Genomic DNA, 11,929 nt, shown 5'->3' on the forward strand with positions numbered 1-11,929 from the left:
CGTTATACAGGAACCTCGCCCTGGAGAATGAGGTGCTGTATGACATCCCTGACGCGTCCGCGCGTTGAGTTTATCTCAACGATACTCCAGACCGTGCTGAACCTCGGTCTGCTGAGCCTTGGCCTGATCCTGGTCGTTTTTCTGGGTAAAGAGACGGTGCATCTGGCGGATGTGCTGTTCGCCCCTGAGCAAACCAGCAAATACGCGCTGGTGGAAGGCCTGGTGGTCTACTTTCTCTACTTTGAATTTATCGCCCTGATTGTGAAGTACTTTCAGTCCGGCTTTCACTTCCCGCTGCGCTATTTTGTCTACATTGGCATCACCGCCATTGTGCGGCTGATCATCGTCGATCATAAATCCCCGCTCGACGTGCTGATCTACTCGGCGGCGATCCTGCTGCTGGTGATCACCCTCTGGCTGTGCAACTCGAAGCGGCTGAAACGCGAATAAAAAAAATGGCGGCCCGGAGGCCGCCGAATAACAGTCACAAGTTGGTTCAATACAATACGTCTAACGTTGAGGGTTGCAGTGGCATAACAAATGAAACTTAACCTTTCACACCGCCCGCCGTCAGGCCGTTAACCAGCCAGCGCTGGGCCAGCAGGAACACCACGGTAATCGGGATGGCAGAGAGGACGGCCGCCGCGGCAAAGTCGCCCCACAGGTAGTTTTGCGGGTTGAGGTACTGCTGCATACCGACGGCAAGGGTGTAGCTGTTCACATCGCGCAGTAACAGTGAGGCGACCGGGACTTCGGTGATCGCCGCGATAAACGACAGGATAAACACCACCGCCAGAATCGGTACCGACAGCGGCAGCAGCACCAGACGGAACGCCTGCCACGGGGTTGCGCCATCCAGCGCCGCCGCTTCTTCCAGCGAGCCGTCGATGGTTTCGAAATAGCCCTTGATAGTCCACACATGAAGGGCGATGCCACCAAGATAGGCGAAGATCACGCCGCCGTGAGTGTTCAGGCCGATGAACGGCACGTACTGCCCAAGACGGTCAAACAGGGCATACAACGCCACCAGCGACAGTACGGCCGGGAACATCTGGAAAATCAGCATCCCTTTCAGCAGCGTCGCTTTGCCCGGGAAACGCATACGGGCGAAGGCGTAAGCGCAGGTGGTGGAGAGCGTCACGATGCCGATCGCAGTGATGGTCGCCACCTTCACCGAGTTCCATAGCCACAGCAGCACCGGGAACGGCGGCGGCGTGACGCGGCCATCCGCATGTTCCACGCTGAAGCCCAGCGCGAGCTTCCAGTGCTCCCAGGAGATTTCGTCCGGGATCAGGCTCCCGGTGGCGAAGTTCCCCGAACGCAGGGAGATGGCGATAACCATCAGCAGCGGGAACATGATCGCTGCGATGAAAATCAGCAGGCCTAAGTGCGTCGCGAGGAGGCGCAGTTTCTGAGATTTGGGTTGTACCATTGCCATGTTCAGTGCCCTCCTTAGTCAAATTTCATACGTGTGGCTTTCAGGTTCACAATCGCCAGGGCGCCCACCAGCAGGAAGATCAGGGTGGCAATCGCCGCCGCCAGGCCGAAGTCCTGACCGCCGCCGCCCTCGAAGGCGATGCGGTAGGTGTAGCTCACGAGCAGGTCGGTATAGCCTGCCGGCGTGGTGGTGCCGAGACGGTCCGGGCCACCGTTGGTCAACAGCTGAATCAGCACAAAGTTGTTAAAGTTAAAGGCGAAGCTGGCGATCATCAGCGGCGTCAGCGGCTTAATGAGCAGCGGCAGGGTAATTTTGAAGAAGTTCTGGAACGGACCCGCGCCGTCCATCGCCGAGGCTTCGTACAGGTCGTCCGGGATAGCCTTCAGCAGCCCCATGCACAGGATCATCATGTACGGATAACCGAGCCAGGTGTTCACGATGATAATCATCGAGCGAGCGGTGGTCGGGTCGCTGAACCAGGCCGGTTTGATGCCGAACAGCGCGCTCAGCATCATGTTGATTTCACCGAAGCTCTGGTTAAACAGCCCTTTGAAAATCAGAATCGAGATAAACGACGGCACGGCGTAGGGCAGAATCAGCAGCACGCGGTAAATCGCTTTGCCTTTCAGGGACTCCCACTGCACGAGGCAGGCCAGCACCATGCCTACGGCCACGGTCAGGATCACGGTCAGCACCGAGAAGACCACCGTCCAGACGAAGATGGCGAAGAACGGTTTCTGGATGCCTTCGTCGGTAAATACGCGGGTGAAGTTGTCCCAGCCGATGGTGACGGTATAGCCCGGGCTGAGTTTGTCGTCGCCCCAGCTGCCGTCGGCATTCACCGACTGATAGAAACCGATATCGTTGTTCGGACGGTATTTCACGCCGCTCTGGTTATTGGTCAGCGTGCCGTCATCCGCCAGAGTATAAAGCGGCTGCGTGCCGGAGAACTGGCGCAGCGAGCTCATGGTCACTTTGCTTTCGTCTGGCAGCACGGCGGTGAGCTGGATCAGCGCCTGACGATTCTGGGTAATGATACGCAGGTTCGCACGTTCACCTTCCGGCAGGGCCGCAGCCTCTTTTAAGGCCAGCTTCTGCTCGCCGCCAAATTTGAACGCGTCGGAAAGATAGGTTTTGCCGCTCTCACCGTCAGTGAGCGCTAACTTCCACTCGTCACCCGTGGGATACAGGCCGAAGTTAAAGGTTTTACCCGCCTGGTAAGAACGATCCAGAAGCACCTGGGTGGCACGCTCCTGCGCGAGCTGGTTGGTGCTGCTGTAGTTGGTAAAGGCAATCGCGATGGTGCAGATCAGCGGAAAGAGGACAAACAGCCCCATCCCGGCAACGCCCGGGTAGACATAGCGCCAGGCGTACGCTTTACGGTTGGCGAAAATATACAGGCCAACCGAGCTTAAAATCAGCGTCATGATGGCAAACAGGTATTCCCCTTGCACGTACATTAAAACAACAAGGTAACCCACCAGCAGACACAGCAGACCTATCACTGACCACTTCAGTGCGTCGCTTTGCCACCAGTGTTTCTTTTTAATGACATCCATGGGGTTCTTCCTCTACAACGTTTGATCTTTTCTCCCTCTCCTGGGGGAGAGGGCCGGGGTGAGGGCGTGCGGATAGCGACAACCCTCACCCTAACCCTCTCCCAGAGGGAGAGGGGACTACGGCATTACTTAGTAATACGGCCCTGAGCATCTTTCAGTGCGGCATCGACAGTCTGGCGACCGCTTGCAGCGTTGATGACCGCGGTACGGGTGGCGTACCAGAACGCAGCCATCTGTGGGATGTTCGGCATGATTTCGCCTTTCTGGGCGTTATCCATGGTGGCCGCAATACGCGGATCTTTCGCCAGCTGATCCTGGAAGGATTTCAGCGCAACGGCGCCCAGCGGCTTGTCCTTGTTCACTTCATCCAGACCCTGATCGGTCAGCAGGTAGTTTTCGAGGAATTCTTTCGCCAGCTCTTTGTTCGGGCTGGCGGCGTTGATGCCTGCGCTCAGCACGCCCACGAACGGTTTAGACGGCTTGCCGTTGAAGGTTGGCAGCAGGGTCACGCCGTAGTTGATTTTGCTCTTGTCGATGTTGGTCCAGGCCCACGGACCATTGATGGTCATCGCGGTTTCGCCTTTGTTGAACGCCGCTTCCGCGATGGAGTAGTCGGTATCCGCATTCATGTGTTTGTTCTTGATGAGGTCAACCAGGAAGGTCAGACCCGCTTTCGCACCTGCGTTGTCCACGCCCACGTCTTTCACGTCATATTTGCCGTTTTCAAACTTGAACGCGTAACCGCCGTCGGCAGCAATCAGCGGCCAGGTGAAGTACGGCTCTTGCAGGTTGAACATCAGGGCGGATTTACCTTTCGCCTTCAGCTCTTTATCCAGAGCAGGGATCTCTTCCCAGGTCTTCGGCGGGTTTGGCACCAGGTCTTTGTTGTAAATCAGAGACAGCGCTTCAACCGCGATTGGGTAAGCGATCAGCTTGCCGTTATAGCGAACGGCATCCCAGGTGAACGGGAACAGTTTGTCCTGGAAGGCTTTGTCTGGCGTAACTTCTGCCAGCAGGCCAGACTGCGCGTAGCCCCCGAAACGGTCATGCGCCCAGAAGATAATGTCCGGACCATCGCCAGTTGCCGCAACCTGCGGGAACTTCTCTTCCAGTTTGTCCGGGTGTTCTACGGTGACTTTGATACCGGTGTCTTTCTCGAATTTTTTGCCCACTTCGGCCAGACCGTTATAGCCCTTGTCGCCGTTAATCCAGATAACCAGCTTACCTTCTTCAATTTTGGCGAGAGCCGGTGCGGAAATCATCATTGCTGCGAGGGCGGACAATGCGAAAACGCGTGCGCCAGTCTTGATCTTCATATCTGCCATCCTTTATTGGTGATGTGCTCGTGGATACATAAGGTGGTTCAACGTGACTCAGTCTCCTTATTTGACATCCTCTTTCCATCCTCCCAGTCCCTACGCCCCACCCCCTGTTTGTGTGATCCCTGTAACATAAATTTAAGTTATGAGTGCTGGCGCACATAAAAACCCACTGAATTTTGCAGGCCGCTTCACGATTTTCGCCTCAGCCCCTCCGCTGCGGTCGCAGAGCCTGCTCTCTCATCCTCCCGCCTCCTCCCCCATAAAAAAGCCGGGGGGTGGAGGATTCACGAAAGTAATGGAACACGCATAGTGAACTTATCTTGAATGTTTCTGTCGGTGACAGGTTGTAACGAAGGGAGAAGGGCATGGCGAGCGTACAGCTGCGTAATGTAACGAAAGCCTGGGGCGACGTAGTGGTGTCAAAAGACATCAATCTGGACATCCACGAAGGTGAGTTTGTGGTGTTCGTGGGTCCATCAGGCTGTGGTAAATCGACTCTGCTGCGTATGATTGCCGGTCTTGAAACCATCACCAGTGGCGATTTATTTATTGGTGATACCCGAATGAACGACATCCCGCCAGCTGAACGCGGCGTGGGCATGGTGTTCCAGTCTTATGCCCTTTATCCGCATCTTTCCGTTGCCGAGAACATGTCCTTTGGCCTGAAGCTGGCCGGCGCGAAAAAAGAGACCATTAACCAGCGCGTCACCCAGGTGGCGGAAGTGCTCCAGCTGGCACATCTGCTGGAGCGTAAACCGAAGGCGCTCTCCGGTGGTCAGCGTCAGCGTGTGGCGATCGGCCGTACGCTGGTGGCCGAGCCGCGCGTGTTCCTGCTCGATGAACCGCTTTCTAACCTGGATGCCGCCCTGCGCGTCCAGATGCGTATCGAAGTCTCCCGTCTGCACAAACGCCTTGGACGCACGATGATTTACGTCACCCACGATCAGGTCGAAGCAATGACGCTGGCCGACAAAATCGTGGTGCTGGACGCCGGTCGCGTGGCGCAGGTGGGCAAACCGCTGGAGCTGTATCACTACCCGGCAGACCGCTTTGTTGCGGGCTTCATTGGCTCGCCAAAGATGAACTTCCTGCCCGTAAAAGTGACCGCGACGGCAATCGAACAGGTACAGGTGGAGCTGCCAAACCGTCAGCAAGTCTGGCTGCCGGTCGACAGCGCTAACGTACAGGTGGGGGCCAACATGTCCCTCGGTATCCGCCCTGAGCATTTACTGCCGAGCCACATCGCTGATGTGACGCTGGAAGGTGAAGTTCAGGTCGTCGAACAGCTTGGTCACGAAACACAGATTCATATCCAGATCCCCGCCATCCGTCAGAACCTGGTCTACCGCCAGAATGACGTGGTGTTGGTAGAAGAGGGTGCCACATTCGCTATCGGTTTGCCGCCAGAGCGCTGCCATCTGTTCCGTGAGGATGGCACTGCATGTCGTCGGTTGCACAAAGAGCCAGGCGTTTAAGCATTCCAATTACAAAGAAAAGCAATGATCTCAGGAGATAGAATAATGATTACTCTGCGCAAAGTCCCTCTGGCTGTCGCCATTGCGGCAGGCATCCTGTCTGCCCAGGCGGGCGCCGTAGACTTTAAAGGTTATGCTCGTTCCGGCATTGGCTGGACCGGAAGTGGCGGTGAACAACAATGTTTCCAGGCAACAGGCGCACAAAGTAAATACCGTCTCGGTAACGAATGTGAAACCTACGCCGAACTGAAACTGGGCCAGGAAGTGTGGAAAGAAGGCGACAAGAGCTTCTATTTCGACACCAACGTAGCGTACTCCGTTTCTCAACAGAATGACTGGGAATCCACCAGCCCGGCCTTCCGTGAAGCTAACGTGCAGGGTAAAAACCTGATTGAATGGCTGCCAGGCTCTACCATCTGGGCCGGTAAACGCTTCTATCAGCGTCATGACGTACACATGATCGACTTCTACTACTGGGATATCTCTGGGCCTGGTGCCGGTATTGAAAACATCGATCTGGGCTTTGGTAAACTCTCTCTGGCAGCGACCCGTTCTTCTGAGTCCGGCGGTTCTGCAACCTTCGCCGATCGTGATGCGAACGGCGACCGTATTTATGACAACGTGGTACCAAACGATGTCTTCGACGTCCGTTTAGCCGGTCTGGAAACCAACCCGGGCGGTACGCTGGAGCTGGGCGTTGACTACGGTCATACCAACATTCCTGACGACTACTACCTGCAACCTGGCGCCTCTAAAGATGGCTGGCTGTTCACCGCTGAACACACCCAGAGCATGATGAAAGGCTTCAACAAGTTCGTGCTGCAATACGGTACGGATTCCATGACCTCTAACGGTAAAGGTATTCCACAGGGCGGCAGCATCGATAACGACGGCTCTATGTGGCGCGTGCTGGACCACGGTGCAATCACCCTGGCAGACCGTTGGGACCTGATGTACGTTGGTATGTACCAGAACATCGATCGTGACAACAACAACGGTACCGAGTGGTGGACCGTGGGTGTTCGTCCAATGTTCAAATGGACGCCGATCATGAGCACCTTGCTGGAAGTGGGCTACGACAACGTCAAATCTCAGAAAACTGACGACAAAAACAGCCAGTACAAAATCACCCTGGCACAGCAATGGCAGGCAGGCGACAGCATCTGGTCCCGTCCGGCTATCCGTGTCTTCGCAACCTACGCGAAGTGGGATGAGAAATGGGGCTATGCAAACAACGACTCAGGTGCAGGTTACACCTCTGGCGTAGCGTATAGCGACACCTCCGCGAAAACCTTCAGCCGTGGCGACAACGATGAGTGGACCTTCGGCGCCCAGATGGAAATCTGGTGGTAATTCGTCAAGCCTGACGTAATGACCTGAAAAGAGGGGCGCAAGCCCCTCTCTCCTTAGGGTGCTGCGCGCTATTGCCTGGCCACCGCAGTGCTCACGCTATCAGAGGTAATAACAATGAAAATGAAGAAAAGTCTCGTCGCGCTGTGCTTCTCTGCGGGGCTGTTGGCCTGTGCGCCTGCGGTCACCTTTGCAGACGTGAATTTCGTACCACAAAATACCAGCGCTGCGCCGGCTATCCCGGCGGCGGCGCTCCAGCAGCTAACATGGACGCCAGTTGATCAATCGAAAACACAAACTACCCAGCTTTCAGCGGGTGGCCAGTCACTGAACGTGCCGGGTATCAGCGGTCCGGTTGCGGCTTTCAGCGTGCCGGCAAATATCGGCGAGCTGACCCTGACATTGACCAGTGAAGTCAATAAACAGACCAGCGTCTTCGCGCCTAACGTGCTGATCCTCGATCAGAACATGACGCCATCCGCGTTCTTCCCAAGCGACTATTTCAGCTATCAGGAGCCTGGCGTCATGAGTGCCGATCGGCTGGAAGGCGTTATGCGCCTGACGCCAGCCCTGGGTCAGCAGAAGATTTATGTCCTGGTGTTCACGACTGAAAAAGATCTGCAACAGACAACGAAGCTTGTTGACCCGGCAAAAGCCTATGCGAAAGGCACGGGGAACTCTGTCCCGGATATTCCGGACCCGCTTGCCCGTCATACCACCGATGGTCTGATCAAGCTGAAAGTCTCCACCAACAGCGCCTCCAGCGTACTCGTAGGCCCGCTGTTTGGCTCATCTGGCCCGGGTCCGGTAACGGTGGGTAATACTGCCGCGCCTGTGTACGCCGCGCCAGCCGCCGCGCCAGCCGCAGCCCCGGCCCCGGCGAAAAAAGCCGAGCCCGTGCTTAACGATACTGAAACTTACTTTAACAACGCCATCAAGCAGGCGGTTAAAAACGGCGATGTCGATAAAGCGCTGAAACTGCTTGATGAAGCTGAGCGTTTAGGTTCAACCACTGCCCGTTCCACCTTTATCAGCAGTGTAAAAGGCAAGGGGTAACCGTCTCCCCACAGTGCTGATTTTGTTAGTCGTTTAGTGCGCCTTCACGGGCGCACTTTTTTTGGCTAAGTTGCACCATTGTTGCGATAGTGATCGCTAAATTTGGTTTGTCCGTCCTCATTTTGCCAATCTGCGATACAATGCCTTTACGTTATGTATCGGAGAGTCTGGCATGTCACACCCCGCGCTAACGCAGCTGCGTGCGCTACGCTATTTCGACCAAATACCCGCGCTTGACCCGGAGCAACTGGACTGGCTGCTGCTGGAAGATTCCATGACAAAACGTTTTGAGCAACAGGGTAAAACGGTCACGGTGACGATGATTCAGGAAGGGTTTGTCTCGCCTGCGGAGATTGCCAGCGAGCTGCCGCTGCTGCCGCAAGAAGAACGCTACTGGCTGCGTGAAATTTTACTGTGTGCCGATGGCGAGCCGTGGCTTGCCGGGCGGACGGTGGTTCCTGAGTCTACACTTTCCGGGCCGGAGCTGGCATTGCAACGCCTCGGCAAAACGCCCCTGGGGCGCTATCTGTTCACCTCGTCTGAACTGACCCGTGATTTTATTGAAATTGGTTGCGATGCCGATTTGTGGGGGCGCCGTTCCCGCCTTCGTTTGAGTGGCAAGCCGTTAATACTGACGGAACTTTTTTTGCCTGCATCGCCGTTGTACTAAGAGGGAGAAAAAATGGAGTGGAGTCTGACGCAGAATAAGCTGCTGGCCTATCACCGCCTGATGCGTACTGATAAACCCATTGGCGCGCTGCTGCTGCTGTGGCCGACCTTATGGGCGCTGTGGGTTGCCACGCCGGGCGTGCCGCCGCTGTGGATCCTGGCGGTGTTTGTGGCGGGCGTCTGGCTGATGCGCGCTGCGGGCTGTGTGGTTAACGACTATGCTGACCGGAAATTTGATGGACATGTTAAGCGCACCGCGAATCGTCCTCTGCCGAGCGGTCAGGTGACCGGGAAAGAGGCGCGCATTCTGTTTGTGGTGCTGGTGCTTCTCTCTTTTATGCTGGTGTTAACCCTTAACACCATGACCATTCTGCTGTCCGTTGCTGCTCTGGCGCTGGCCTGGGTTTACCCGTTCATGAAGCGATACACCCATCTGCCGCAGGTGGTATTGGGTGCGGCATTTGGCTGGTCGATTCCCATGGCGTTTGCCGCGGTCAGCGAGTCCGTTCCGCTCAGCTGCTGGCTGATGTTCCTGGCGAATATTCTCTGGGCCGTTGCGTACGATACCCAATACGCGATGGTCGATCGCGATGACGATCTCAAGATTGGCATCAAATCGACGGCGATCCTGTTTGGTCGTCACGACAAACTTATCATCGGCATATTGCAGGTGGCGGTGCTGGCGCTGATGGTGGCGATTGGTCGCCTGAACGGGCTGAACTGGGAGTTTTACTGGTCCGTACTGGTGGCGGGGCTGCTGTTTGCGTATCAGCAGAAGCTGATCGCGAAGCGCGAGCGTGAAGCCTGCTTTAAAGCGTTTCTGAATAATAACTACGTCGGGCTGGTGCTGTTTCTGGGCCTGGCGATGAGTTACTGGTGATAAAAAAGCCGGGTGGCGGCTTCGCCTTACCCGGCCTACGATTTAGCGGAACATGTAGGCCGGGTAAGCGTTAGCGCCACCCGGCTTTAGCATCACTCGCCCTGCGTCGAACTCTCAATCGTCAAACGCACATCCGCGGTAATCAGCTCTGCCAACATCTGGTAAACCTTCATCGTCTCTTCCGGCTCGGCATCGCCCGTATCGCTAATGTACCCTTCGTCGCGCAGCGTCAGCACCAGGGAGCTGAATACCGCTTTGTCGAAGAATTCCGGGGCGTTAATGCCATGCAGAACGGAAAGGCGCTGGGCCAGCGTCCGGCTCTCTTTTTCCAGCGTACCGCGGTTGATGGACGGATTTGCACTCAGCAACCAGAAGGTAATGGCGTAGCGCTGCAACGTCTCACGCGCACCGGAAGCCAGAAGCTGCAAGGTACGAGAACGTGACGGATTGATATGCAGTTCGTCATCACTGATGGTAATCAGCCCCTGCCGATGCATCTCTGCCGTCATTTTATCGAGCTCTGCCGCCAGTTCATCCTTACTCCAGCGCAGGAACAGCTCCGCTTTAAGCATTGGGTAGATGGCCTGAATATGGCGCAGCAGCTCCTGACGCGAAATACGGCGGTGCTGGGTAATAATGGCCGCCATCAGCGACGGCAGCATCAGCATGTGCGTGATGTTATTGCGGTAGTAGGTCATCAGCACGGCCTGCTCGCGCGGCAGAATGATGATGTCACCAATCGTATCTTTCTCGACTTCGAATTTGTTCATCTGCAACGCGTGATCGATCAGCTCGCTGGCGGTGGCAGACGGCACGGTCGAATCAACGGAATACGGCACGTTGCGCATGATATCCAGGTAGCAGTCAATCTGCTCGGTCAGCTGCTCACGGGTCAGTGAACGCTGGCGGGAGGCCAGAAGCGCAGTACAACACAGGTTCATGGCGTTTGCCGCACCAGCATTGTTGATGCGTACCATCAGCTCGGATGCAATGCCGTTGACCGTTGGCGTCAGCCAGGCCGGACGTACCGCTTCGATAGGATCGATAGACTCGCGCCACTCCGGAACATGATGGTTCAGATATGTCATCAGCGGCAGGGGCTCGCCAAAGTTCACGTAGCCCTGGCCGAGGTTGCGCAGTTTACTCAGCCCACGCAGCATCTGCGGCAGACTCTCTTTCTCTTTGGTTGCACCGCGCAGCTCTTTCGCGTAGGTGCCCACCTCCATCACGTGTTCATAACCGATGTAAATAGGCACCAGCGTGATAGGACGCGTACCGCCACGCAGCATGGCCTGAATGGTCATCGACAGCGTGCCGGTCTTCGGATCGAGCAGACGACCGGTACGCGAGCGACCGCCTTCAACAAAGTACTCCACGGAATAACCGCGGCTGAACAGCTCGCCCAGATACTCCCTGAAGACGGTGGAGTAAAGCTTGTTACCCTTAAAGGTACGACGAATAAAGAACGCACCCAGACGGCGGAAAATCGGGCCTGCTGGCCAGAAGTTCAGGTTGATACCGGCAGCAATATGCGGCGGCACCAGACCCTGGTGATAGAGCACGTAAGAGAGCAACAGGTAGTCCATGTGGCTGCGGTGGCAGGGCACATAGACAATCTCGTGGCCGTCGTGCGCTAACTGACGTACGCGCTCGGCGTTGTGGACGTTAATCCCCTGATAGAGGCGGTTCCACGTGAAGCCAAGGATACGGTCAGAGAGGCGAATCATCTCGTAGGAGAAATTCGCGGCGATCTCTTCCATCAGCGCTATCGCGTTCTGCTGCGCTTTCTCGTGCGAAATTTTCTTGCTGCGCGCTTCGTCTTCTACGGCACGGGCAATCGCTTTGGAAGCCAGCAGCTTGTTGAACAGATCCTGACGTGCCGGGAGACGTGGTCCAACGGCCGCCAGACGCTGACGTGCAAAGTGCATACGCGCAACGCGCGCCAGCTTTTGCGCAATGATTTTGTCAGTGCCGTGTTCATCCGCCATGCGGCGCAGTGAAACGGAAGGTGAGAAGCGGACAAAGCTGTCGCGTCCTAGCCAGGAGACGGCGAAGAACTTCTGAATGCCGTTGAGCATACGCAGCGGCGGGTTCTCTTCCCCTTTTTCGCGCCCCGGACGACGGCCAAACATCACCGACACCGGCACCATCTGCACGTCCAGATCGGGGTTGCTGCGGTG

General features: G+C 56.2%; 10 protein-coding genes. 6 read left to right on the forward strand and 4 right to left on the reverse strand.

What is annotated here, in order from left to right; genetic code table 11:
* Nucleotides 1-39: 39 nt before the first annotated feature.
* Nucleotides 40-450 carry a phosphate-starvation-inducible protein PsiE gene (gene psiE / locus IM290_RS17080; protein WP_000202963.1) on the forward strand — a complete coding sequence of 137 codons (411 nt, stop codon included), beginning with the start codon at nt 40-42 and terminating at the stop codon, nt 448-450.
* A 97-nt stretch (nt 451-547) separates the two neighbouring features.
* On the opposite strand, the gene malG is transcribed toward psiE, so the two are convergent.
* The 3 genes from malG to malE form a co-directional block, all read right to left on the reverse strand.
* On the reverse strand, nt 548-1,438 hold the full coding sequence (malG, locus tag IM290_RS17085; RefSeq protein ID WP_003860332.1) for a maltose ABC transporter permease MalG: 891 nt from the start codon (nt 1,436-1,438) through the stop codon (nt 548-550).
* A gap of 14 nt (nt 1,439-1,452) precedes the next feature.
* Nucleotides 1,453-2,997: a maltose ABC transporter permease MalF gene (gene malF / locus IM290_RS17090; protein WP_193042113.1), complete on the reverse strand. Its 1,545-nt coding sequence runs from the start codon at nt 2,995-2,997 to the stop codon at nt 1,453-1,455.
* 125 nt (nt 2,998-3,122) lie between these two features.
* Entirely contained in the window at nt 3,123-4,313 is a 1,191-nt protein-coding gene (gene malE, locus IM290_RS17095) for a maltose/maltodextrin ABC transporter substrate-binding protein MalE (protein WP_017382618.1), read from the reverse strand.
* A gap of 371 nt (nt 4,314-4,684) precedes the next feature.
* On the opposite strand from malE, the gene malK reads away from it, so the two are divergent.
* The 5 genes from malK to ubiA all read left to right on the forward strand — a co-directional run bounded on the left by malK (nt 4,685) and on the right by ubiA (nt 9,749).
* Complete coding sequence (gene malK, locus IM290_RS17100; protein WP_193042112.1) at nt 4,685-5,794, forward strand: maltose/maltodextrin ABC transporter ATP-binding protein MalK; 1,110 nt, start codon at nt 4,685-4,687, stop codon at nt 5,792-5,794.
* A 42-nt stretch (nt 5,795-5,836) separates the two neighbouring features.
* Nucleotides 5,837-7,147 carry a maltoporin gene (locus IM290_RS17105; RefSeq protein WP_026080558.1) on the forward strand — a complete coding sequence of 437 codons (1,311 nt, stop codon included), beginning with the start codon at nt 5,837-5,839 and terminating at the stop codon, nt 7,145-7,147.
* Nucleotides 7,148-7,261: 114 nt separating this feature from the next.
* On the forward strand, nt 7,262-8,200 hold the full coding sequence (gene malM / locus IM290_RS17110; protein WP_193042111.1) for a maltose operon protein MalM: 939 nt from the start codon (nt 7,262-7,264) through the stop codon (nt 8,198-8,200).
* 172 nt (nt 8,201-8,372) lie between these two features.
* Complete coding sequence (gene ubiC, locus IM290_RS17115; protein ID WP_015570175.1) at nt 8,373-8,870, forward strand: chorismate lyase; 498 nt, start codon at nt 8,373-8,375, stop codon at nt 8,868-8,870.
* A 12-nt stretch (nt 8,871-8,882) separates the two neighbouring features.
* Nucleotides 8,883-9,749, forward strand: coding sequence for a 4-hydroxybenzoate octaprenyltransferase (ubiA, locus tag IM290_RS17120; RefSeq protein WP_015570176.1), 867 nt, complete (start codon nt 8,883-8,885; stop codon nt 9,747-9,749).
* A 92-nt stretch (nt 9,750-9,841) separates the two neighbouring features.
* Here ubiA and plsB read toward each other — a convergent pair.
* The coding region (plsB, locus tag IM290_RS17125; RefSeq protein ID WP_227009305.1) for a glycerol-3-phosphate 1-O-acyltransferase PlsB at nt 9,842-11,929 on the reverse strand (2,088 nt) is incomplete at its 5' end.

Origin of the sequence: Enterobacter cloacae complex sp. S1 (genome assembly GCF_014930525.1) — a bacterium.
GTDB lineage: Bacteria > Pseudomonadota > Gammaproteobacteria > Enterobacterales > Enterobacteriaceae > Enterobacter > Enterobacter hormaechei_C.

Coding starts and splice junctions, on each gene's coding strand:
- psiE (WP_000202963.1), top strand. CDS start 40: ATGACATCCCTGACGCGTCCGCGCGTTGAGTTTATCTCAACGATACTC.
- malG (WP_003860332.1), bottom strand. CDS start 1,438: ATGGCAATGGTACAACCCAAATCTCAGAAACTGCGCCTCCTCGCGACG.
- malF (WP_193042113.1), bottom strand. CDS start 2,997: ATGGATGTCATTAAAAAGAAACACTGGTGGCAAAGCGACGCACTGAAG.
- malE (WP_017382618.1), bottom strand. CDS start 4,313: ATGAAGATCAAGACTGGCGCACGCGTTTTCGCATTGTCCGCCCTCGCA.
- malK (WP_193042112.1), top strand. CDS start 4,685: ATGGCGAGCGTACAGCTGCGTAATGTAACGAAAGCCTGGGGCGACGTA.
- malM (WP_193042111.1), top strand. CDS start 7,262: ATGAAAATGAAGAAAAGTCTCGTCGCGCTGTGCTTCTCTGCGGGGCTG.
- ubiC (WP_015570175.1), top strand. CDS start 8,373: ATGTCACACCCCGCGCTAACGCAGCTGCGTGCGCTACGCTATTTCGAC.
- ubiA (WP_015570176.1), top strand. CDS start 8,883: ATGGAGTGGAGTCTGACGCAGAATAAGCTGCTGGCCTATCACCGCCTG.